This window comes from Stenotrophomonas sp. GD04024 (assembly GCF_029837545.1).
Lineage (GTDB): Bacteria > Pseudomonadota > Gammaproteobacteria > Xanthomonadales > Xanthomonadaceae > Stenotrophomonas > Stenotrophomonas forensis.
On the sequence record NZ_JAOEDV010000070.1, the window covers coordinates 1 to 23,559 of the forward strand.

Sequence of the window (23,559 nt, forward strand, 5' to 3'; positions counted from 1 at the left end):
ACACATCGCGCGCGTGCCAGCCGCGAAGGGATTACGGGGTAGGGCAGAAGCAAGAGCAGGTGCATCCACGCATGGCGTGGATCTACCGGGTCGGATCAACCCAGCATCTCCAGGCCGCGCACTTCGGTGATGCCCAGGCCCGGAACATCGCTGATGCTGATCTCCGATTCGTTGAAATGCACGCCGCCACTGACCGGGTCGAACTGGCCCAGCGACGGGCCGTCCAGATCGACCTTGGTGATCACATCGCTCTTGGCCACCGCCAGGTGCACCGCGGCGGCCACGCTGATGCTCGACTCGATCATGCAGCCGATCATGCACGGCACACCGTAGATGCCGGCGATGTCGGCGATGCGGATCGCGTTGGACAGGCCGCCGGTCTTCATCAGCTTGATGTTGATGATGTCCGCCGCACGCTGCTGGATCAGGTCCATCACCTGGCTCGGGCTGAACACGCTTTCGTCGGCCATCACCGGCGTGTTGACGCGGTCGGTGACGTACTTCAGTCCGCTGATGTCGGCGGCCTTCACCGGTTGCTCCAGAAGCTCCAGTACCACGCCGGCTTCTTCCAGCGTACGCATCGCATGCACCGCCTGCTTGGCGGTCCAGCCCTGGTTGGCATCCAGCCGCAGCAGTGCGCGGCCCTCGACGGCGGCATGGATCGCCTTGACCCTTTCGATGTCCAGGCCGATGTCCTTGCCGACCTTGATCTTCAGCGACTCGAAGCCGCGTTCGATCGCCGACAGCGAGTCGGCCACCATCTTGTCGATGTAGTCCACGCTGATGGTGATGTCGGTGGTGATCACCGGGTCGCCGCCGCCAAGCATCTGGTACAACGGCGCGCCATGCAGCTGCGCCCACAGGTCGTACAGCGCGATTTCCACCGCGGCCTTGGCGCTGGTGTTGCGCTCCATCGCGCTCTGCACCAGCCCGCACAGCCGGTTGAGGTTGGCCACCTCCTGGCCGATCAGGCGCGGTGCGATGAAGTGGCGGATCGCTTCGATGATCGAGCCATGGGTATCGCCGGTGATCACTGCCGTGGCCGGCGCTTCGCCATAACCGGTGTGGCCGGTGTCGGTGCGGATCAGCACCACCACGTCCTCCACGGTCTCCACCGTGCGCAGGGCGGTCTTGAACGGCGTCTTCAGCGGCACGCGCAGCATGCCCAGTTCGATGGCGGTGATCTTCATTCAGGGAGTCTTGGCTCGCAGGCGCTGGACGTTGGTGATGCGGTCGATGTAGCGGAGGCTGTCGCTGGCCATCATCGGCTCCAGCGGCGTGACCGAAACACCATTGAGATGGGCCTGCACACGCTTGCCGTCGGCACCGAACCAGCTGCCGCCTGCCGTATCGTGGATGACCCAGGTGCGGCCGTCGACGTGGCCGATGGCCATCATCACGTGGCCGGGGATGTAGACCAGGTCGCCCACCTGCAGACCGGTGACGGCGCGGTCGCGCACCGTCTTGCCGTCCTTGCTGGTGAACGGCAGGCGGTCCAACGCCGGGCTGACCGCCTGCGCGCTGGTATTGCGCGGCAGCAGCACGCCGAAGCTGCGGTAGATCTCCGAGACGAAACCGCTGCAGTCGCGGGTGTCGTAGTCGTGGCCCCAGCCGTAGCGCTCGCCGAGGAATTTGAAGGCCTGTTGCAGCAGCAGGCGCGGGGTCAGCGGCAGGTAGTCGGCGGCGGTGTCCTGCGAGCGCGGCAGCAGCGCAGGGACCAGTTTCAGGCGACCATCGGCCTCGCGTACCGGCAACTGCACCACCCACGACGCATGCGCTTGTTGCCCGTTTACCGGCGTAGCAGCGGGCCAGTCGGCCAGCACCGGCAGGCGCACGCCCATGTCCAGCTGCAGGCGCGACACGCGCGGTTCTTCCGGGGTGTAGGCGGTCTGCGCGGTGGCGCCAGTGATGATGCGGTAGGGCCCCTTTGCGCCGTAGCCGAGTACCGTGGCCTTGTCACCACTGGCAATCGCGTCGGCCTCGACCCACGCGCTGTAGCGCTCGCTGTGGACGAACAGCCAGCGGCCATCGGCACTGCGATGGACCACGGCGACCTTGTCGCCGGGGAACAGCGCCGATTCCTGGAAGCGGTCGATGTCGGTGTCACCGACGCTGCTGAAAACGCGCTCGCGGGTGGGGAAGGTGCGCAGCGCGGCACGCTTCACCACCAGCCCAAACTGCGGCGCTACCTGCGCGGGAATCGCCTCCAGCCCGAGGTTGGCTTCGATCGCGCTGCGCAATGCCGGTGTGATGGGCTGGCCCTTGTCGTTGTAGAGGGCGCGCGTGGGCCAGCTCGACAGTGCGGTGATGCTGTCGCGCACCGCGGTTGCATCCAGCTGCGCGGGCAGCAAAGCGATGTCCTGGATGTGGCTGTCCTGCGCCCGCATCCGTGCGTTCTGCGCGTCGATCTGCGCGCGGTCGAGGATCGGCGCATCGGCGTTGTCCAGGCGTGCGGCCCAGTACTGCGGGGTCAGGAACGCCTCGTGCAGGCCGATCACATAGGGCAGTGGTGCGCCGGCATCGGGTGCCGGAGTGGTCTGCGCAAAGGCCGGCGCCGCCAGCAGGCACAGCGCCAGGGTCAAGCGGCGCGGCCAATGCCGGTGCCGTTCGCGGGAAGCCAGGATCATGCGCTGCACACCCTCCTCGAATGCCTGTTGGAATATTTATTCCTTTCGGCTGCGAAATCAAGAATAAATTATTGACCGGCATCCCGGCCCGTGTTACACAGCCGTTACCACCCGCGCTGGGGAAGTGTCGCTGTGGATCCTGCCGTTCGCAAACCGCGTCTGACTGCTGCTGCCGGCCTGGGGGCCGCGCTGCTGCTGTGGGCGTGGTCGGCGGGCGCGGAGCCGCCACCCTCGGCCATCCAGTTCGCGCGGGTCGTGCAGATGATCGACGCGGGACGGTTCTCCCAAGCCCATAGCGAGCTGAATACCTGGTCGGCGGCCGATGCGGCGGAACCGGGCGTCAGTTTCGATGACATCGCGTTCCAGGAAGAACGCATGCGGCGCATCCGCCTGGATTTTTCTCTTGACGAAACCGCCGCCAAGGCCGCCGTGCGGCGCTGGATTCCCGACCTGACCGACGAGGAATTCGCGCGCTGGGATCAGCTTGGTCTGATCGAGCACCTCGATATCGATGGCACGCGCTGGTACTTCAAGCGCGCACCGTCGAACCTGTTCCTGCTCAGCGATGAAGCACGTGCACGCCGCCGTGCGGATGCACCGATGCCGGCACCGGGCCCGAACGAAGTGCTCAACGCCCACCACGCGCGCGTGCTTGCCGCGGCCGAACAAAGCGGCAAGGCCTCCGTGCTGCCGCAGCGCATCGAATTCACCCAGTCGCTCACGGTGAAAGCCGATGCGGTGCCGGCCGGCGAGACCGTGCGCGCATGGATTCCATACCCGCGTGAGATTCCCGGCCAGCAGGAACAGGTGCAGTGGCTGGGCAGCATGCCGGGCAAGGCACGCGTGGCGCCGGCCAGCACGCTGCAGCGCACCGCCTACCTGGAAGCCAGGGCGGTGGCCGGGCAGCCCACCCGCTTCGAGATCCGCTACGCGGTCACGATCTTCGCCCGGCATACCGCCATCGATCCGGCCAAGGTGCAGCCGACGCCGGCCGATCCGGCGCTGAAGCCCTACCTGTCCGAGCAGCTGCCACATGTGCGCTTCACCCCGGCGCTGAAGCTGTTCTCCGACCAGGTGCTGCAGGGCGAGACGCGGCCGTATGAGGTGGTGCGCAAGCTGTTCGCCGCCGTTGATCGCATTCCGTGGGCCGGTGCGCGCGAATACTCCACGATCAGCAACATCAGCGATCATGCGCTGCGCGCCGGCCATGCCGACTGCGGCCAGCAGACCCTGCTGCTGATCGCGTTGCTGCGCATGAACGGCATTCCCGCGCGCTGGCAGTCGGGCATGGTGTTCTCCGGTGATGGCAGTGCCTACAACAACCTGCACGACTGGGGGCAGGTCTACCTGGCGCCGTATGGCTGGCTGCCGATGGACGTGACCACCGGCGTACTGGCCAGCGACGTGCCGGCCCTGCGCGACTTCTACCTGGGTGGCCTGGACGGCTACCGCGTCGCCTTCAACGATGATTTCGGCCAGTCCTTGGTGCCGGCCAAACAGCACTACAGCTCGGAAACGGTCGACTCGCAGCGCGGCGAGGCCGAGTGGGCAGGCGGCAACCTGTACTTCGACCAATGGAGCTACGACTTCCAGTGGCGGGTACTGCCAGCCAGGCAACGCTAGCGCGACACATCACACTCCACACCATTCAATTCTTGCAGGAGAGAGCAGGGGATGAAGGCTTACAGCATCAAGCGGGCGGCGTTGTGCGTCGCCCTCGGGGCGTGTCTGGGCGTGATCGCGCCCAGCGCATTCGCACAGGATGGTTCAGTGGTTGGCCGCTTGAGCAGCGATGCCGGCCAGGTACCGGCCGGTGCCACGGTGACCGTACGCAATCCGGCCACGGGCTTCGTCCGTTCGGTACAGGCCGAAGCCAATGGCAGCTATCGCATCCCGCTGCTGCCGGTCGGCACCTACGAGATGGACGTGAGCTTGCCGGGAGGAGCGGCCAGCCGTGTTGGCCAGGTCACCGTCAGCCTGGGCAGTGCGACTACGGTGAACGTGCCGCTGGGTGCGGTCAGCACGCTGGGCACGGTCGAAGTGCGTGCTCCGCAGGTGGTGTCGATGGTGGACGTGAAGTCCACCGAGTCCGCCACCAACATTACCCGCGAGGAGTTGTCGCGCCTGCCGGTGGACCGTGACATCACCGCCGTTGCCCTGCTGGCGCCGGGTGCCGTGAAGGGCAAGGGCTCTCTGGGTGGCCAGGGTATCTCCTTCGGGGGGTCGTCGGTGGCCGAGAACACCGTCTACATCAACGGGCTGAACGTCACCGACTTCTACAACCGGGTTGGCTTCTCCTCCGTGCCGTTCTCGTTCTACCAGGAGTTCCAGGTCAAGACCGGCGGCTACTCGGTGGAGTTCGGGCGCAGTACTGGTGGTGTCATCAACGCGGTGACGCGCTCGGGCAGCAACGACTTCAAGGCCGGCGCCGAACTGGTGTTCGAGCCGCGCGCGTGGCAGTCGCAGGCGCGCGACCGCTACGACGGCAGCGGCAGCCGATACATCACTGCCAGCCGCGACGACTACAGCCGCAGCGCGCTGAACGTGTTCGCCTCCGGTGCGCTGGTGCAGGACCGGTTGTTCTTCTTCGGCATGTACGAAGCCCGCGACTATCGCCCGACATCGACCAACGACGCCGGAACCCGCCTCAACCAGGGCAAGGCCGATGATCCGTTCTGGGGCGGCAAGCTCGACTGGCGCATCACCGACAACCAGATGTTCTCGCTGTTCGGCTTCTCCGATCGCAACAAGACGCTCACCGACGTCTACGCCTATGACTACGAGCGTGGCAGCACCGTGGGTGAACGTGCCAACCAGATCATCAACACCGTGGGTGGCCGCAACTGGTCGGGTACCTACAGCTGGCAGGTGAACAACGACCTGACCATGAAGCTGATGTACGGCGAGAACAAGCGCAACCGCGTGCAGAGCTCGCTGATGGACGAGAACTGCAACCGGGTCTTCGATAACCGCACCGCCAGCCAGGGCGTGCCTACCGCGCTGCAGGGTGACCGCAGCTGCACCAGCAGTTCCCAGCTCGAAGCCGCGCTGGATACGCGCAAGGCGGCACGCGCCGATTTCGAATGGACATTGGGCAACCACCTGCTTCGCTTCGGGCTGGACCGCGAGGAGAACACGTCCGACTACAGTCGCGCCTATCCCGGCCCGGGCGGCCTGCGCTACGACATCTACGCGCGCACGCCGGGTAGTTCGCTGAACGGCGGCGTGGTGCCGGCCAGTGGACTGGTGGCACGCACCCGCCGCTATGAGGTGGAAGGCGCGTTCGAAACGATCAACTCGGCGTATTACCTGGAAGACAACTGGCAGGTGACGCCGAACCTGCTGCTCAACCTCGGCCTTCGCATGGAAGCCTTCGACAACAAGGGCGGCGACGGCAGCAGCTACATCAAGATCGACAACATGCTGGCGCCCCGCCTGGGCTTCTCGTGGGACGTGCGTGGCGATGGCACCACCAAGGTGTTCGGCAACCTCGGTCGCTACTTCCTGCCGGTGGCCAATGTGATCAACATCAAGCAGGCCGGCGGCTTCCTCGACGAACGCACCTGGTATGAGTTCCTGGGCTACAGCGGCGCGGCCAACAACGTGCCGGTGCTGGGCGCACAGATCGGACCGGTGGACAACTCGCAGGGCGACGGCAGCGTGCCGGACCTGCGTGCCGAAGTGAACCGCGACATGGATCCGGTCTACCAGGACGAAGCGATCCTGGGCTTCCAGCAGATGATCAACGAAGCCTGGTCGATCGGCGCCAGCGTGACCTACCGGCGCCTGCACAACGCCATCGATGACATGAACATCACCGCCACCGGCCAGTGCGGTGCGATTGACAGTGTATGGATCATGGGAAACCCGGGCCGCACCAACACCGTGTGGGGCGATACCGATTGTGACGGCCGCAATGATGGCTGGATCAGCATCGATACCTCGAAGGAAGGCTGGGCGCTGTATGACGACAACGGCAACTATGTTGGCCAGCGCGGCTGGGTGAAGCCCAAGCGCGACTACAAGGCGCTGGAGCTGCAGGTCGATCGTGCCTGGGATGGCAAGTGGGGCTTCAACGCGTCCTACACACTGGCCTACGGCCGCGGCAACGCCGAAGGGCCGGTCAATTCCGATACCGACTTCGCCGATGCCGGACGCACCGAGAACTTCGACAATCCGTGGGTCAACTACGGCGGCTATGGCTACCTGGCCAATGATCGCCGCCACCAGTTCAAGTTCCGCGGCAGCTACGCGCTGAGCGAGAACCTGAGCGTGGCCGCGACCCTGGGCGTGCAGTCGGGCAGCCCGATCACCCGCTTCGGCGCAGGCAATCCGTTCGATGCGACCGACTTCCACAGCTATTACGTGTGCGTGTCCAACTGCCAGGCCACGGTGCCGTCCGAACGGGTGTTCGTGCATTCCCCGCGCGGTGGTGATGGGCGCACGCCGTGGACCTACGATCTGGACGTGAGCGTGTCCTACAAGGTGCCGATCCCGACCGACCTGCGCCTGAAGCTGGCGGTGTACAACGTGCTCAACCAGCAGCGCGTGGTGACCGTGGACCAGGACTACGAACCGCAGGACAGCATCGGCACGCCGAATCCGCTGTTTGGCTACGGTACCGGGTTCCAGTCGCCGCGCTACGCGCAGCTGACCGTGACATGGGCGTACTGACGCCCATCGAGCACGCCCGGCGCGGCCTCTGTATGGCCGCCTTGGCAGTGCTTCCGGCTGCGGCACCGCAGCCGGCCGGCGCCGCATCCATCGACGCCGATGTTGCCGCGGTGGTCCGCGCCGAACATCTGCCCGGGCTGGCGATGGCGGTGGTCGAGAACGGACAGGTGGTCTATCGCCATGCGGAAGGCAAGCGCGGCGATGGCGGGCGCATCGATGAGGACACGCTGTTCAAGATCGCCTCCAACAGCAAGGCGATGACCGCCGCGCTGCTGGCGCGGCTGGTGCAGCAGGGCAGGCTGCGCTGGGATGACCCTGTGCAGCGCCATCTGCCGGAGTTCCGCATGCATGACGCATGGGTGGGCCAGCAGATGCAGGTGCGCGACCTGCTGATCCACAACAGCGGCCTCGGCCTGGGTGCGGGCGATCTGATGCTGTGGCCGGAGCCGAACACGTTTACCCGTGCCGACATCATCGCGGGGCTGGCGCACCTGAAGCCGGTCAGCAGCTTCCGCAGCCATTATGCCTACGACAACCTGATGTACGTGGTGGCCGGCGAAGTGGCCGCTGCGGCCGGTGGAAAACCCTATGACCAGCTGATGCGCGAACAGGTGTTCGAGCCCCTGGGCATGGCACGCTGCCAGGTGGGGGCGTGGTCGGTGAAACGCGTGGGCAACGTGGCGCAGCCACATGCCTGGCGCGGCGAACGCAACGAAGTCGTGAACGCCGATGGGGCCATCAGCCCGGACCTGCCCTCGATGGCCGCCGGTGGCATCCGCTGCTCGCTGCGTGACATGACGCGCTGGATGCAGGTGCTGCTGGACCCCGCATTGGCGCCGGATTGGCTGGGTAGTGAACAGCGGCGCAGGCTGTGGACCCTGCACATGCCGATGCCGTTGAGTGAACGGCAGCGGCGCTGGGACAACGCGCACTTCTACGGTTATGGCTACGGCTGGCGGGTGTCGGACATGGACGGGCAGTGGAAGGTGGCGCACACCGGCACGCTGTCGGGCATGTATTCGTCGCTGGCCTTGCTGCCCGACCGCAAGCTGGGTGTGGTGATGCTGATCAACGGCGAGGGCGAGGATGCGCGTACCGCGCTGATGCAGGCCATGCTGAAGCGCTTCACCGCACCCGATGAAGCGCGCCCGGCGATGGCCTACCTGGACGAGCTGAAGACTGGCCAGGCCACGCGGGCGGCAACCGGCCATCAGCGGCCAGCCACTTCCGATGCACGGCAGGCATCGGCTTCCGATCTGCCACGCTGGCAAGGCCGTTACACCGACCCGTGGCTGGGTCCGGCCTCGCTGTGCCCGGGCAGGGACGGCCTGCGCTTCAGCGTGGACAAGTCACCCCGGCTGCAGGCCACGGTACTGCATCGGCAGGGGCGCTGGCTGCTGCGCTGGGATACGCTGGGCGACGAAGCGCAGGCGTGGCTGCAACCGGGCGAAGACCCGTCGCCGACGCTGGACCTGCGCGCCATCGATCCGGACATCGACTTCAGCTATGACTTCCAGGACCTGCATTTCACTCGTACTGGCGATTGCGCTGGCCGCGACCGCCAGCGGCGCTGAGCCGCCGCGCGTTTCAGCGGCCACTGATGCAGCCAGCGCCGGACTGGTGGAGATCCGCACGCTGTCGCCGCATATCGACATGGATATCCGCTACGCCGGCGCGAACAACTTCACCGGCGCGCCGGTACCCGGCTACGAGGCGCCTTCCTGCTATCTGTTGGCACCAGTGGCGAAGGCACTGGCCCAGGTGGAGCAGGATCTGCGCGCAGACGGATGGGGCCTGCGGATCTACGACTGCTATCGACCAGTGCGCTCGGTGCAGGCCTTCATGGCCTGGGTGAACGACCCGCGCGAGCTTTCGCGCAAGGCATTGCAGTACCCGGACCTGGACAAGCCGCGCCTGCTGGCCGACGGCTACATCGCCGAGCGTTCCGGCCACAGCCGCGGTGCCACCGTCGACCTCGGCCTGCTGGATTGCCGCAGCGGTACCTGCACGCCGCTGGACATGGGGACCGACTTCGATTTCTTCGGCCCGCGTGCGCATACGCAGGCGAGCGGGTTGAGCGAGGCGCAGCAGGTGAATCGACAGCAGCTGGTGCGCGCGATGGCCCGGCGCGGTTTCGTGAATTATCCGCAGGAGTGGTGGCACTACACGCTGCAGCCCGAACCGGACCCCGGCACCGCGTACGACGTCCCCGTACGGTAGGGGTATCTGCAGGGCGCCGCCCTGCCGATACCCTTACACTGGCCGCCTTCTCATCCCTGCCCACCCGATGAACCTTCCCCTGCACTTCGGCCTGCTCGGCACCCTGGAAGCCGGCGCCATCGCCCTGCTGGTCGGCCTGCTGGTGTACTTCCTGTGGTCGCGCCTGTGCCGGCTGCTGCACTGGTCGGTGGGCCATGCGATCGGTTGGGCGTGCGTCATCTCGGTGGTGATCTCCACCGGCATCGATGCATGGAAGCTGTTCTACATGGGCATCGTGCGGCTGGAGTCGCCGCTGTATGCGCGCCTGTTCCTGTCCACCATCCACGATCCGAACGAACTGGGCAGCCGCGTGGTGCTGGAAATCGCCGGTGCGCTGGCCGGTGTCGCCTTGGGATGGGTGATGTTCAGTTCGCGGTCATTGGAAAAAACCGTCGACTGACGCAGGTTTTTCGTTGCCTGCCGGTTAAATCCTGCTGCGCTGAATGCGCAGCTTATGAGCCGCTCACTCCGCCCTAACCAGCGTGCTAATGCATGCGCGCTGGCCAGTGGTTAATCGTGCGTGTGCACGCACATCGCACCGCAAAATCGATTCAGAAACGCGGTGGCAGGGTAGGTGCCGTGCGGAAACAACACGCCGCGCAACACCACCCAATCGGTAGGAGACACCCCTGATGACTATTCGCAACCGCAAGCCCCTGATCGCCCTGATCGTCGCCGCCGGCAGCGTGCTGGCCATCCCGGCGATGGCCCAGTCGGCCAAGCAGCAGGCCGCGCAGGCGCAGAACGAAGCCGCGCAGGCCCAGCAGGCGGCGGCACAGGCCGGGCAGGCGGCTGACCAGGCCACCAACGCGGCCGCAGCGGCCTCGGCACAGGCCAATGGCGGTGGCCAGACCTGGGCCAGCATCGATACCGATGGCAACGGCACCATCAGCAAGACCGAGGCACAGGTGAACGCCGGCCTCGCCCAGGTGTTCGACCAGGCCGATACCAACAAGGACGGCGAGCTGAGCGCCGATGAGTACAAGGCCTACGTGGCCGCCCAGCAGGCCGGTGCAGGTGCCGGTGCGGCGCAGGGCCGCTGATCCACACCTGATTCGGGAAAACCGGTGCATGGGGACCCGGGCGGCTACGGCCGCCCGGGTTTTTCCCGTCCACCGGGCCCCTGTATCCTTGGCGGATGAATACCCCCATGCCTGCGCCGTCGCGCGCCATCGGCCTGGTTGGTTTTGACGGTGATGACACGCTGTGGAAGAGCGAGGACTACTACCGCAAGGCCGAGCAGGATTACCTGGACCTGCTGTCGCGCTACGTCGACGTGCACGACACCCAGACCGCCCGCCACCTGCTGGAAGTGCAGCAGCGCAACCTGGCCGTGTTCGGCTATGGCGTGAAGGGCATGGTGCTGTCGATGATCGAAGCGGCCATCGACATCACCGGCCAGCGCATCGACGCCAAGGACATCCAGCGCATGCTGGACATCGGCCATGACACCCTGCGCCACCCGGTCGAGCTGATCGACGGCGTGCGCGCATCGGTGGCGGCCATTGCCGAACAGTACCCGGTGGTGCTGATCACCAAGGGCGATCTGTTCCACCAGGAAGCCAAGATCAAGGTGGCCAACCTGCGCGAGCTGTTCCCGCGCATCGAGATCGTCTCGGAGAAGGACCCGGAAACCTACGCGCGCGTGCTGGCCGAGTTCGACCTGCCGATGCAGCGCTTCGTGATGGTCGGCAACTCGCTGCGCTCGGATATCGAGCCGGTGGTCACCCTTGGCGGCTGGGGCGTGCATACCCCGTACGCGGTGACCTGGGCCCACGAGACCCAGCACGGCGTGGCCGACGACGAACCGCGCATGGTCACCGCCGATACCGCGCACGATTGGCCGGCCGCGCTGGCCGCGATCGAGGCCAAGGCGGCTGCGGCGGCCTGACAGGGGCGGGCGGCTGCGGCAGAATCGGGGCATGAACGTCCGACTGCGCGCACTGATGCTGTCCCTGCTGCTGGCGCCGGCCACCGTGCTGGCCCAGCAGACCGCCGAGCGCTCGGCGGCCTACGCCGTGGAAACCGGTGACAGTTGGGTGGATGCCCAGCTGCAGGACATCAACCATTACGCCGAACGTTATCCCGACGCCTTCCTCGACGAAGTATCGCGCTATGCCGGCGTGCCGCGCGGCTACATCAGCGCCTTGTTCACCATCCACGGCTGGCAGGCCGGGGATATCTATTTCGCCTGTTTCTGGGCCAAGGCCAGCGACCAGACCTGCCGCGACAGCGTGCGCGCCTTCAGCCAGAACCCGGAGGGCGGCTGGGAGGCGGTGGTCAAGCGCATGCCGCGCGCGCCGGACAACCTGCACTACCGCGCCGTGCGCCATGCCATCGTGGCCAGCTACGAGCACTGGGACCGGCCGATCACCCTCGATGCCACCCTGAAGCGCCAGCTGAAGCGGTAGTGCCGGCCGCTGGCCGGCAATTCCTATCCTATGCTCCAGGCATCCAGAGGTTGCCGGCCAGCGGCCGGCACTACCGATTTCCTTCATGTTGCTCTGCATATCGCCGCCGCCGCGCGCTCCGGCGACAATACGGCTTCGAGCTGTTCCCCGTTCCCGTAATCGAGTGACTGATGAGCGCCTCTTTCGTTTCGCCTGATGTGATCCGCCGCCTGTTCGCCCAGGCCATGTCCCGCATGTACCGCACCGAAGTGCCGCTGTACGGCACGCTGGTGGAACTGGTGGAGCGGATCAACGCGCAGGTGCTGGAGCAGGACCCGGCGCTGGCCGCGCAGCTGCAGCGCAACGACGAGCGCGCGCGCCTGGACGAGGAGCGCCATGGCGCGATCCGCGTCGGCACCGTGCAGGAACTGGCCACGCTGCGCCGCCTGTTCGTGGTGATGGGCATGTTCCCGGTCGGCTACTACGACCTGTCGGTGGCCGGCGTGCCGGTGCATTCCACGGCGTTCCGGCCGCTCACCGGCGCCGCACTGGCACAGAATCCGTTCCGCGTGTTCACCTCGCTGCTGCGCCTGGAACTGATCGAGGACGAAGCGCTGCGCGCCGAGTCTGCGCGCATCCTCGAACGCCGCCGCATCTTCACCGAGGGCGCGCTGGCACTGATCGACCAGGCCGAGCGTGACGGTGGCCTGTCGCAGGCCGACGCCGAACGTTTCGTCGAAGAGGCGCTGGAAACCTTCCGCTGGCATGGCGATGCCACCGTCGACCTGCCGACCTACCACGCCCTCAACAAGGCGCACCGGCTGGTGGCCGACGTGGTCAGTTTCCGTGGCCCGCACATCAACCACCTGACCCCGCGCACGCTGGATATCGACGCGGCGCAGGCGGCGATGATCGAGCACGGCATGGCCGCCAAGGCCGTGATCGAGGGCCCGCCGCGCCGTGCCTGCCCGATCCTGCTGCGCCAGACCAGCTTCAAGGCACTGGAAGAAGCGGTGCATTTCCCGGACAGCGAAGGCGGTGATGCCGGCACGCATACCGCGCGCTTCGGCGAGATCGAACAGCGCGGGCTTGCGCTGACCCCGAAGGGCCGCGCACTGTACGACCAGCTGCTGTCGCAGGCGCGCGATGCCGGTGGCGAAGGCAGTACCGGTGGCGACTACGGCCAGCGCCTGCAGGCGGTGTTCGCCAGCTTCCCGGATGACCATGACACGCTGCGCCAGGAAGGCCTGGGCTACTACCGCTACCAGCTGACCGACGCCGGCCGCGCCGCGCCGGAACGCGTGGCCGATCTGCCGGCCGAAGTGCTGGTGGCCACCGGCCTGGCCACCGCCGACCCGATCGTCTACGAGGATTTCCTGCCGGTCAGCGCTGCGGGCATCTTCCAGTCGAACCTGGGTGGTGAAGAACAGCGCGCCTATGCCGCCCACGCCAACCGTGAGGCCTTCGAGCAGGCGCTTGGCGTGGCGGTGAATGACGAGTTCGAGATCTACGAGCGGCTGCAGGCCGAATCGCTGGCGGCGCTGCGTACCTAGTGAAGGTAGAGCCGGCCGCTGGCCGGCTGTTCTGGGGAGCCGGCCAGCGGCCGGCTCTACCAGGGTCCCCGGGCCTCAGCCCTTCATCGTGCCGGTATCCAGCCAGCGCTGGTGCCACGACAGCGCTTCCGGCAGCAGGTGCGGGGTGTGCTTGCCGTAGCTCTCGCGGCTGGCACGGTCGAAGTAGTCCTGCAGCTGCGCGCGGAAATCCGGATGCGCGCAGTTGTCGATCAGCACCTGCGCACGCTTGCGCGGGGTCAGCCCACGCAGGTCGGCCAGGCCCTGTTCGGTGACGATCACCGACACGTCGTGCTCGGTGTGGTCGACGTGGCTGGCCATCGGCACGATCGCCGAAATGGTGCCGTTCTTGGCGGTGGACGGGCTCAGGAAGGCGGACAGGAAGCCGTTGCGGGCAAAGTCACCCGAACCGCCGATGCCGTTCATGATGCGCGTGCCCATCACGTGCGTCGAATTGACGTTGCCGTAGATGTCCACCTCGATCATGCCGTTCATGCCGATGCAGCCGAGGCGGCGCACCAGTTCCGGATGGTTGGAGATCTCCTGCGTGCGCATGATGATGCGCTCGCGGTAGAAATCGATGTGCTCCTTGAACGTCTCGTTGGCCTGCGGGCTCAGCGCGAAGCCGGTGCACGAGGCGTAGCTCAGCACGCCGTCGCGCAGCAGGTCGAGCATGCCGTCCTGGATCACCTCGGTGAACGCGGCCAGGTCGCGGAAACCACTCTTGGCCAGGCCGGCCAGCACCGCATTGGGGATGTTGCCCACGCCCGACTGCAGCGGCAGCAGGTTCGGCGGCAGGCGGCCCTTCTTCACCTCGTGCTTGAGGAACTCGATCAGGTGCGCGGCGATCTGCTCGCTGGTCGCATCGATCGGGCTGAACGGGCTGTTGCGGTCCGGGCCGTTGGTGCGCACCACCGCCACGATCTTGTCCGGGTCGCAGCGCAGCGCGGTGTCACCGATGCGGTCGTTGGCGTTCACCAGCGGAATCGGCTTGCGGTGCGGCGGCAGCGCGGTGCCGTAGTAGATGTCATGCATGCCGTCGACGCCGGCCGGCTGCCATTCGTTGACCTCGACGATCACCTTCTTGGCCAGGTCCAGCCAGGTCTTGTTGTTGCCGACCGAGGTGGAGGGCACCAGCGAGCCGTCCTCGCGGATGGCCGACACTTCGATCACGGCGGTATCGATCTCGCCGTAGAAGCCGAACCACACGTGCTGGGCGACGTGGCTGAGGTGGATGTCGATGTAATCCAGCTTGCCCTCGTTGATGCGGTTGCGCGCATCCGGGTCGCTCTGGAACGGCATGCGCATGGCGATGCCATCGGCCTTGGCCAGCGCGCCATCGAGTTCCGGCGCGGTGGAGGCGCCGGTCATCAGCTTGATCTGGAAGGGATTGCCCTGGGCATGCACCGCTTCGATGCGGCGCGCCAGTTCGACGGGAACGGCCTTGGGATACCCGGAGCCGGTAAAGCCGCTCATGGCCACGGTTTCACCGGGCTGGATCAGCGCGGCTGCGGTCTCGGCGGAGACCACGCGGTCACGGAGACGCGCGTTGGCGATGCGATCAACAGACATGACGACAGTGTTTCTGGGGGGAAACCCGATTATCGGCCATCCTCATCCGTACGGGGGGTTCTACCTTCGTGGAATGGCTTTTCCCCACCGGGGTCACCCGTACCGGTCGGTTTTGTTTTGCAGTGCAGCGTGCAAAGTGCTTTCGCAGCCCGCACGATGGCCCTGCATCCCGACGTGGGGGAGGGAGCAGAGCCCGCTGGCAGTTCGCTGCAAGCGGGCTTTTTTATTGCCTGCCGCCCATTATGAATACGCGACATCCATTATCGGCAGTGCCGGCCTCTGGCCGGCAACCTCCGCACCCCTGCCGGCCAGCGGCCGGCACTACCGGGTCCGTTGCGCCCCGGCCGGGTCGATACAATCGGGCCATGACCCTCGCCCCCGCTGAACTGCCCGCTACCCTGCAGCCCCTTGTCGACCGTGCCCTGGCGCGCCTGGCCCAGGTCCTGCCCGAGCCGATCCCGGCCGAACTGCAGCCGCTGCTGACCCGGCTGGCGGTGGCCAGCGACTTCGCGCTGGATACGCTGGTGCGGCAACCGGCGCTGCTGGCACAGCTGGCCGCGCCCGCTTGCCCGCCGATCCCGGCGCCGGTGCTCGACCCGCTGCAGCCCAGCGACTGGCCTTCACAGTTGCGGCGCTGGCGCACGGCGATGTCAACGCGGCTGATCTGGCGCGACCTTGCCGGGCTGGACGACGTGGCACAGACCCTGGCCGGCGCCACCACCCTGGCCGAAGACTGCCTGCGGCTGGCGCTGGACGCGCTGCAACAGGAATTCGCGCAACGCCACGGGGTCATCCGCGATGACCACGGCCAACCCATGCAGCTGGTGGTGTTCGGGCTCGGCAAGCTGGGCGGTGGCGAGCTCAACTTCAGTTCCGACATCGACCTGGTCTACGCCTACCCGCAGGGCGGCCAATCCGACGGCCCGCGCGCGCTGGCCGCCGAAGAGTACTTCGCCCGGCTCGGCCAGCGCCTGGCCAAACTGCTGGACGAAACCACCGTCGATGGTTTCAGCCACCGCGTCGACCTGCGCCTGCGCCCGTTCGGCAGCGCTGGCCGCGTTGCGCTGTCGTTCGCGGCGATGGACCAGTACTTCCAGCGCGAGGGCCGCGACTGGGAACGCTATGCCTGGCTGAAGGCGCGTGCCGTGGCCGGCGACATCGAGGCCGGCGAGGCGTGGCTGCAGACCCTGCGCCCGTTCGTGTACCGCCGCTACCTGGATTTCACCGCGCTCGACGGCCTGCGCGAGATGAAGGCGGCGATCACCGCCGAAGTCGCGCGCCGCGAACTGCACGAGGACATCAAGCGCGGTGCCGGTGGCATCCGCGAAATCGAGTTCCTGTGCCAGGCGCTGCAGCTGATCCGCGGCGGCCGTGAACCGGCACTGCGCGAGCGTCGCCTGCTGGTGGCGCTGGCGGCACTGGTGGCGGCCGGGCAGATCGCGCCCGAGGATGGCGCCGCGCTGCGCGAGGCCTATCTGTTCCTGCGGCGTTTGGAAAACCGCCTGCAGATGCTGCGCGACGCACAGACCCATGTGCTGCCCAGCGACACGCTGGACCGCGAGCGCATCGCCGTCGGCCTCGGTTATCCGGATTGGGAGGTGCTGCGCGCGGCGCTGGCCGCACAGCAGCAGCGGGTCAGCACCGAATTCGCCGCGCTGCTGGCACCGCGCAAGGGCCAGGCCGCACCCGATGCGTTGGCCAACTACTGGCGCAGCCTGCCCGACGGCAGCAATGCGCCGCTGCTGGCCGAAGCCGGTTTCCTCGATGCCAACGGCGCCGACCAGTCGCTGCGCGACTTTGCCCAGGGCACGGGTGTGAAGTCATTGTCCGATGCCGCACGTGCGCGCCTGGACCGCGTGCTGCCGGCGCTGCTGCATGCGGCCACGCGCTCGCCGCAGCCCGATGCCGCGCTCAAGCGCGTGCTCGGCCTGCTGCAGGCGGTGCTGCGCCGGACCAGTTATCTGGCGCTGCTGGACGAACAGCCGAGCGCGTTGGCGCGCCTGGTCGATGTGCTGGCGCGCAGTGCGCTGCTGGCCGAGCGCCTGGCGGCCTATCCGCTGCTGCTGGATGAGCTGCTGGACGTGCGCGTGTCCGGGCCGATGCCCGATGCCGCCGGCATGCTGGCCGAGTGCCAGCAGGTGCTGGCGGTGGAAGACCCCGAATCCGCACTGCGCTGGCTCAACGAGACGCGGCTGGCGCTCAGCTTCCGCATGGCGATGGCCACGCTGGATGGTCGCCAGGGCGCGGTGCACAGCACGCGGCAACTGGCCGAACTGGCACAGGCGGTGGTGATCACCGTGCTGGCGATGGCCGAGGCGGACATGCGCGCCGCGCACGGCGAGATTCCCGGTGGACGCTTTGCGATCATCGGCTACGGCAGCCTCGGCGGCCTGGAGCTGGGCTTCGGTTCCGATCTGGACCTGGTGTTTTTGCACGACAACCCGGCCGGCGTGGACGCCAGCGATGGCGCGCGCCCGCTGGAGCCGGGGCGGTGGTATGCGCGCCTGGCGCAGAAGGTGATGGCGCTGCTTGGCGCGGTCACCGCCGCCGGCCGCCTGTACGACATCGACGTGCGCCTGCGCCCGGATGGCGGCAAGGGGTCGCTGGTGTCTTCGCTGGCCAGTTACACCGACTACCAGCGCGAACGCGCGTGGACCTGGGAACACCAAGCGCTGGTGCGCGCGCGTGGCGTGGCCGGCGATGCCAGCCTGCTGGCCGCCTTTGAGCAGGTGCGTGCGCAGACGCTGGGCCGCGAGCGCGACCGGGCCACGCTGTATGCCGACGTGATGAAGATGCGCGGGCGCATGCGCACCGAACTGGACCGCAGCGATGCCGCGCGGCTGGACCTGAAGCAGGGCGCCGGTGGCGTGGTGGATCTGGAATTCCTGCTGCAGACCGGCGTGCTGGCGCGCAGTGCGCAGGTGCCGGCGCTGCTCGAGCCGCGCGACACACCGTCGTTGATCGATGCGCTGGGCGCCGCCGGTTTCCTGCCCGAAGCCACCACGCAGGCGCTGCACACCGCGCACGCGACGTTGTTGGAGGTTGGCTTGGCCTGCACGCTGGATCGGCGGCCACGGCTGGCACCGACCACCCCGGCCATTGAAGAGGCGTGTGCGGCGATCACTTCGGCGTGCGTTGAAGCGAAGCTGCCGTTCGCCTGACAGGCAGCGATGGCTGGGCAATGGCGTGCTTCTGGTGGGTGCCAACCTTGGTTGGCACAGGCCATCAGGGTTCATGACCCTGGCAATGGCCCGCCCTTGGTAGGTGCCGACCGTTGGTTGGCACAACCCATCAGGGTTCATGACCTCGGCGAGAGCGTGCCGACCAACGGTCGGCACCCACCGGATCAATGATCTGACCGTTGGCCTGCTGTTGGTAGGTGCCAACCTTGGTTGGCACAACCCATCAGGGTTCATGACCCCGGCAACAGCGTGCCAACCAAGGTTGGCACCTACCAGAGAAGTGCGGTCAGCTGGTGGCGCGCAGCGGCGCCATCTTCCACAGCAGTGCGCGGAACGGGGCCAGCAGGCACACGCCGATCGCCAGCTTCACCGCCAGGTCGCCTGCGGCCCAGCTCACCCACGGCAGGGTCGAACCGGCAAATGCGATCGACCAGAAAATCGTGGTATCCACCGTCGCACTGCAGGTGGTGGCCACCATCGGTGCGCGCCACCAGCTGCCACGGCGCAGGCGGTCGAACACGGTGATGTCCAGCAGCTGCGCCACGATGAACGCCGAGCATGAAGCAATGGCGATGCGCGGCGTGGCCACCCAGATCGACAGCAGCACCGCCACCAGGAACCCGATCCACGCCACGCGGCGGGCCGGGCCCGGGCCGAAGCGGCGGTTGATCAGGTTGCTGACCAGGAACGCGACCGGATAACTGAAGGCGCCCCAGGTCAGCCAGTCATTGATCGGGTACTGCACCAGTACGTTGGACAGCAGCACCACCGCGCCCATCGCCAGCACCGCCAGCATCAGGGCGCGCGGGGTCAGCGGGGCAAACACAGGGGCAGGACGCACGGACATGGCGAGCCAGGGGAATAAAGGGGATTGCCCATTATCCGCCCGGCCCGCGGCAAATCCAAAACCGCTCGTTCAGTTTTACAGCGCTTCGCTCATCACATCGCCAGCGGCATACGCGGTCGGCACGTACGCCAGGGTCTTGCCCTGTGCGCTCTTCACGTTCCAGCCGGCGCCAGCCTCGGTGGGGTCGAAATGCACCTGCTGGCCCACCACGAAGGCGTCGGTCGGGTTTTCGCCCTGCGGCTGCACGGTCCAGCGCAGGGTGGCGGTGTGGTCGGCCTTGTCCGGCACCTGCAGCTGCACCTGGCGCTCGCCCTCCGGCGTGGTCTCCACCTTCTTCACTTCCATCGGCGGCAGCGGCACCGCCTTGGTGCGGGTGGCCTTGCCGTTGCGCTCGCTGGCCTTGAACGGCGCCTTGGACAGCTCGGACAAGCCCATCGAAGCCGCCATCGGCAGCGACAGCACCACGAACGAGGTCACGATCACGCTGGCCTGGCTGCTGTTCAACTGCGGCGCAGCGCCCGCATGGACGGTGGGCACCAGCAAGGCGGAAAGCAGCAGGGCAGAGGCAGGAACGCGCAGGCAACGGAACATGGGACCTCCTGGTCGCCAGAAAAAGGGGATGAAATTCACGGGGTGGCCGCGGCCGCACCGGCCACCGGCACATGGGGAATCACCAGTTCCTGCTGCAGCTGACTGCGCTGGTGCAGGAAGTCGAACACCGATTCCACCGTCACCACCGAGTAGTTGCCGGAGATGCGTTCGCCGGCCGGATGATCGGTGGTGGTGGCGTTGGCCACGAACAGGCGCGCACCCACGCGCTTGCCCAGGCCGATATGCAGCACGCTGGGCTGGTACTTCTGTTGGCGCAGCCACTGCTGCGCCTGTTCGCGCTTGACGATGGCCGGCGCGCCTTCGCTCTGCGCCATCGCCGCGGCCAGCACTTCCAGCACCCACTGGTTGGAGTTCTGGTAGTCGGTGGCGAACGGGTAGGCCACCACGTTGTACTTCGTTTCGTGCAGTGCCTTGGGCTGGATCGAGGGCGATACCAGCATCGCCCGCAGTGCCGCGCGCAGCGGCGCGGCGGGCACGCCGATGCGCAGGTCGGTATGGCCGCCGCTCTCGCCGACAAAGTTGCCCAGGCCCTCGTGGTACAGCTGCGAGCTGTCGGTCTTGCAGCGGTTGAGCAGGTGCATCGCGCGCCAGCGGCCGTCGTCCTCGCGCAGCAGGAAAGCCAGGTGGCTATGGCGCAGGCCGTAGCGGCTCAGGTCCTGGCCACCGCGCGCGGCCACCACCACATCCACATCGGGCAGTGCATCCAAGCGTTCGGCGGTGGTCCAGGCCACATCCAGCATGGCGGCCTGTGCGGCCACGCTGGGGTAGCGCTCGCGGCATTCGGTGCTGTTGGCCCAGGCCGGTGCGGTCGCCAGCAGGCAGGCGGTCAGCAGCGCGGCGCGCGGCAGGCGATAGAAACGATCCATGTCAGTACCTTCAACGGCGGTCAGGGCCGCGTGCCGATCATACGCCGGTCAGCGCAGCGGGCGGTCCACGCCCTTGCGCTTGAGTTCGCGGTCGCAGGCATCGCTGATCGGGGCCACCGGCAACGGCGGGCGCTGGCCCTTCGGGTCGCGCAGCGCGGGTTGCTCGCGGTACGCATCCAGCTGCTGCTGGCACTGGTAGGAGATCGGGTCCAGCTCGGTGGGCGACGTGGAGCACGCGGCGAGCAGGGCCAGCGGCAGCAGGAGCAGGGTGCGCATGGAGGCGTTCAGTCCGATCGGAAACACCGGACTCTAACCGTGCGGCCCAATCGAGATGTTCAAAAATCGCTGAGCGATCGGGTAGTGCCGGCCGCTGGCCGGCAACTGCAGGGTATTTGGTAATGCATACCGCGCTGCCGGCCAGCGGCCGGCACTACCTTGATGCCAGGCGCTGCTTCACCTCGGCGGCGATCCGCGCGGTTTCGCGCAGCGGTTCGATGCGGTCGTACTGCCAGTCCAGCCAGCGCTCCTGCAACCGCCCGCGTTCGCGCAGCTGCTGCTGGAAACGTGCCAGCCGTCCCTGTGCGGTACCCGCCAGCGCCACCCTCACCGGCATGCGCGTGGCGCAGGCTTCAGAGAGCAGGTTCACCGAATCCGGCGAGACCACCACACGGTTGGCCCAGCCGAGCAGGCCGCCATACGGATTCACCCCGTCGCCGCCATCGCCCCAGATCACGTGTGGCAGGTCGGCGAAGGTCGCGCGCAGGATCTCGGCCAATGCGGGCGGCGTGCGCCGCGAGGTGGTGGCCAGCAGGCTGCCTCCCTCGCTGCGGATCTGCTCGGCCAGGGCGCGGAACACACCCACCATCGCCGCCTCGTCCCACGGCGCCAATGGCGTGGGCCCGCCCACCAGCAATGCAGTGCGTGGGCCGGGCAGGGTGCTGAAGCCGGCGAACGCGGCGCGGCCCCAGGCCAGCCAGTCGTCGTCCACCGGGTTGAGGCTGCCGAGCAGGGTCAGCACGTTGCTGCCGCGCAGGGTGTCGTGTTCGGGCACCACCACCACATCCCAATGGCGGGCACTGATACGCGGATCGAGGATCTGCACCACCTGGCTGCCGCGCGCACGCAGCACGCGCAGGGCACCGGCGGCTTGGCGGCCACAGCCGATCGCCAGCGCCGGGGCCTCGGCGGCCAGTGTCGCGAAGGCCTCGCCGTAGCCGTTCACATCGCCGGGCAACCGCCGCGGCGACAGCCAGCGCCAGGGTGCGCGCGGCTGCAGGACCAGCGGCCGATGGGTGCCCTGTCGCAACGCCGAGGCCAGCGCAGCCGCCTGGCGGACATTGCCCGCGCGGCCGTCAGTGACCGTCCAGGGTGCGCTCGATCGTTTCACCATTGGCATTAATTCGTTTCAGCCCTGCTGGGTGTTGCAACAGTCGCGACACTCTACACTGCGGCTCGTCGATTCGCCCCGCGCCGCCCGCGGGCACTGACTTCCCTTCGCCGCCCTGGAGATCCACCGATGTCCCACGCGCTCGACGCTGCTGCCCTCGATCAGCTGTTCCGCACTGCCCGTACCCAGAACGCCTTCCTCGACAAGCCGGTTCCGGCCAGCCTGCTGCAGGAACTGTACGACCTGGTGAAGTGGGGCCCGACCGCGGCCAACACCACGCCGGCCCGCTTCGTCTTCGTCACCTCGAAGGAAGCCAAGGCCAAGCTGGCCCCGGCCCTGTCCGAAGGCAACCATGACAAGACCATGGCCGCCCCGGTCACCGTCATCATCGGCTTCGACCTGGACTTCCACGAAAAGCTGCCGTACCTGTTCCCGCACACCGATGCCAAGGCCTGGTTCGACGGCCCGCAGGAAGGCCGCCACGAAGCCGCCATCCGCAACGGCAGCCTGCAGGGCGCCTACCTGATCCTGGCTGCGCGCGCGCTGGGCCTGGATGCCGGCCCGATGTCCGGCTTCGATGCGGCCAAGGTGGACGAAGCGTTCTTCGCCGGTACCTCGATCAAGTCGAATTTCCTCGTCAACCTGGGTTACGGTGACCCGGCGGGCCTGTTCCCGCGTCTGCCGCGCCTGTCGTTCGACGAAGCGGCGCGCATCGCGTAAGTCGCTGTATCGGTTTCGGGCCGTCACCTTGGCGGCCCCTGTTGCACCCACCCTACGATCCGGAGAGTTCCTGAGATGAGCGCCACCCGTAAACTGCTGCTGCCGCTGGCCCTGACCCTGGCCATCGCCGCCTGCTCCAAGCCGGCCGACACCGCTGCCCCGGCCGCGGATGCTGCTGCCCCGGCCACCACCGAACAGGCTGCCACCCCGGCCGCTGATGCCGCCGCTGCCGCGCCGGCTGCCGAAGCGATCAAGATCGCCTCGGGCACCTACAAGCTGGACCCGAGCCACACCGACGTGCTGGCCCAGTGGAGCCACTTCGGCTTCTCCAACCCCAGCGCGCACTTCGGCAACGTTGAAGGCACGCTGGTGTACAACGCCGAAGACGTGACCAAGTCCAGCGTGGAAGTGAAGCTGCCGCTGAGCGGCCTGAACAGCTTCACCGCCAAGTTCGACGAGCACCTGAAGAGCGCCGACTTCTTCGACGCCGCCAAGTTCGCCGATGCCACCTTCAAGAGCACCAAGGTGGAAGCGGCCGGCACCAACAAGCTGACCGTCACCGGCGACCTGACCATCAAGGGCATCACCAAGCCGGTCACCCTGGACGTCACCGTCAACGGCGGCGGCGAGCACCCGATGGCCAAGGTTCCGGCGGCCGGCTTCGATGCCACCACCACGCTGAAGCGCAGCGATTTCGGCGTCGGCGCCTACGCCCCGAACGTCAGCGATGAAGTGAAGATCCGCATCACCACCGAAGCCACTGGCGAAAAGCCGGCCGCTTGATGCACCCCGCTCACTCGTCGTGAGAAGGCAGAAGGCCCGCTGCAAAGCGGGCCTTCTTTTTTGGGTTCC

At 67.3% G+C, this 23,559-nt stretch carries 20 protein-coding genes; 12 read left to right on the top strand and 8 right to left on the bottom strand.

Annotated elements, in window-relative coordinates; translation table 11 throughout:
* Positions 1-95: 95 nt before the first annotated feature.
* Together N7590_RS17500 and N7590_RS17505 are read right to left on the bottom strand one after the other, a co-directional pair.
* A complete protein-coding gene (locus tag N7590_RS17500; protein WP_164242833.1) occupies positions 96-1,190 on the bottom strand; it encodes a dipeptide epimerase in 1,095 nt (364 codons plus the stop codon).
* A complete protein-coding gene (locus N7590_RS17505) occupies positions 1,191-2,627 on the bottom strand; it encodes an SH3 domain-containing protein (protein ID WP_164242834.1) in 1,437 nt (478 codons plus the stop codon).
* A gap of 132 nt (positions 2,628-2,759) precedes the next feature.
* Between N7590_RS17505 and N7590_RS17510 the strand changes: the two genes are divergently transcribed.
* The 9 genes from N7590_RS17510 to N7590_RS17550 all read left to right on the top strand — a co-directional run bounded on the left by N7590_RS17510 (position 2,760) and on the right by N7590_RS17550 (position 13,503).
* Positions 2,760-4,250 carry a transglutaminase domain-containing protein gene (locus tag N7590_RS17510; protein ID WP_279935762.1) on the top strand — a complete coding sequence of 497 codons (1,491 nt, stop codon included), beginning with the start codon at positions 2,760-2,762 and terminating at the stop codon, positions 4,248-4,250.
* 51 nt (positions 4,251-4,301) lie between these two features.
* Entirely contained in the window at positions 4,302-7,301 is a 3,000-nt protein-coding gene (locus N7590_RS17515) for a TonB-dependent receptor (RefSeq protein WP_164242836.1), read from the top strand.
* A 32-nt stretch (positions 7,302-7,333) separates the two neighbouring features.
* Positions 7,334-8,875, top strand: a complete 1,542-nt coding sequence (locus tag N7590_RS17520; RefSeq protein WP_164242837.1) for a serine hydrolase domain-containing protein — start codon at positions 7,334-7,336, stop codon at positions 8,873-8,875.
* Positions 8,808-9,521 carry a M15 family metallopeptidase gene (locus N7590_RS17525; protein WP_164242838.1) on the top strand — a complete coding sequence of 238 codons (714 nt, stop codon included), beginning with the start codon at positions 8,808-8,810 and terminating at the stop codon, positions 9,519-9,521. Before N7590_RS17520 ends, N7590_RS17525 begins: the two co-directional genes overlap by 68 nt.
* 67 nt (positions 9,522-9,588) lie before the next feature.
* Positions 9,589-9,960 carry a hypothetical protein gene (locus N7590_RS17530; protein ID WP_004153927.1) on the top strand — a complete coding sequence of 124 codons (372 nt, stop codon included), beginning with the start codon at positions 9,589-9,591 and terminating at the stop codon, positions 9,958-9,960.
* Positions 9,961-10,192: 232 nt separating this feature from the next.
* Positions 10,193-10,603 (top strand): EF-hand domain-containing protein, encoded by a 411-nt coding sequence (locus N7590_RS17535; RefSeq protein ID WP_008268692.1) that lies wholly within the window; start codon positions 10,193-10,195, stop codon positions 10,601-10,603.
* A gap of 95 nt (positions 10,604-10,698) precedes the next feature.
* Positions 10,699-11,451 (top strand): HAD family hydrolase, encoded by a 753-nt coding sequence (locus N7590_RS17540; protein ID WP_133936401.1) that lies wholly within the window; start codon positions 10,699-10,701, stop codon positions 11,449-11,451.
* 31 nt (positions 11,452-11,482) lie between these two features.
* Positions 11,483-11,971 (top strand): hypothetical protein, encoded by a 489-nt coding sequence (locus tag N7590_RS17545; protein WP_164242839.1) that lies wholly within the window; start codon positions 11,483-11,485, stop codon positions 11,969-11,971.
* Between the two features lie 170 nt (positions 11,972-12,141).
* Positions 12,142-13,503, top strand: coding sequence for a VOC family protein (locus tag N7590_RS17550; protein ID WP_164242840.1), 1,362 nt, complete (start codon positions 12,142-12,144; stop codon positions 13,501-13,503).
* Between the two features lie 75 nt (positions 13,504-13,578).
* Here N7590_RS17550 and N7590_RS17555 read toward each other — a convergent pair whose 3' ends face one another.
* Positions 13,579-15,093, bottom strand: coding sequence for an acetyl-CoA hydrolase/transferase family protein (locus N7590_RS17555; RefSeq protein ID WP_053448609.1), 1,515 nt, complete (start codon positions 15,091-15,093; stop codon positions 13,579-13,581).
* 365 nt (positions 15,094-15,458) lie between these two features.
* On the opposite strand from N7590_RS17555, the gene glnE reads away from it, so the two are divergent.
* Complete coding sequence (glnE, locus tag N7590_RS17560; RefSeq protein WP_164242893.1) at positions 15,459-18,254, top strand: bifunctional [glutamate--ammonia ligase]-adenylyl-L-tyrosine phosphorylase/[glutamate--ammonia-ligase] adenylyltransferase; 2,796 nt, start codon at positions 15,459-15,461, stop codon at positions 18,252-18,254.
* A gap of 307 nt (positions 18,255-18,561) precedes the next feature.
* On the opposite strand, the gene N7590_RS17565 is transcribed toward glnE, so the two are convergent.
* From N7590_RS17565 to N7590_RS17585, 5 genes are all read right to left on the bottom strand, one after another.
* Positions 18,562-19,122, bottom strand: coding sequence for a queuosine precursor transporter (locus tag N7590_RS17565; protein ID WP_164242892.1), 561 nt, complete (start codon positions 19,120-19,122; stop codon positions 18,562-18,564).
* Between the two features lie 75 nt (positions 19,123-19,197).
* Positions 19,198-19,713 carry a hypothetical protein gene (locus N7590_RS17570; protein ID WP_164242891.1) on the bottom strand — a complete coding sequence of 172 codons (516 nt, stop codon included), beginning with the start codon at positions 19,711-19,713 and terminating at the stop codon, positions 19,198-19,200.
* Between the two features lie 35 nt (positions 19,714-19,748).
* Complete coding sequence (locus tag N7590_RS17575) at positions 19,749-20,600, bottom strand: DUF2145 domain-containing protein (protein WP_164242890.1); 852 nt, start codon at positions 20,598-20,600, stop codon at positions 19,749-19,751.
* 48 nt (positions 20,601-20,648) lie between these two features.
* Positions 20,649-20,876 (bottom strand): hypothetical protein, encoded by a 228-nt coding sequence (locus tag N7590_RS17580; protein WP_049457909.1) that lies wholly within the window; start codon positions 20,874-20,876, stop codon positions 20,649-20,651.
* 154 nt (positions 20,877-21,030) lie between these two features.
* The gene (locus N7590_RS17585; RefSeq protein WP_053511200.1) at positions 21,031-21,990 is read right to left on the bottom strand and encodes a mitochondrial fission ELM1 family protein; all 960 of its coding nucleotides are present in this window, start codon (positions 21,988-21,990) and stop codon (positions 21,031-21,033) included.
* A 126-nt stretch (positions 21,991-22,116) separates the two neighbouring features.
* Here N7590_RS17585 and N7590_RS17590 point away from each other — a divergent pair, with 126 nt between their 5' ends.
* Together N7590_RS17590 and N7590_RS17595 are read left to right on the top strand one after the other, a co-directional pair.
* Positions 22,117-22,707 carry a malonic semialdehyde reductase gene (locus N7590_RS17590; RefSeq protein WP_049457907.1) on the top strand — a complete coding sequence of 197 codons (591 nt, stop codon included), beginning with the start codon at positions 22,117-22,119 and terminating at the stop codon, positions 22,705-22,707.
* A 75-nt stretch (positions 22,708-22,782) separates the two neighbouring features.
* The gene (locus tag N7590_RS17595; RefSeq protein ID WP_164242889.1) at positions 22,783-23,490 is read left to right on the top strand and encodes a YceI family protein; all 708 of its coding nucleotides are present in this window, start codon (positions 22,783-22,785) and stop codon (positions 23,488-23,490) included.
* The last annotated feature ends 69 nt before the right edge of the window (positions 23,491-23,559 follow it).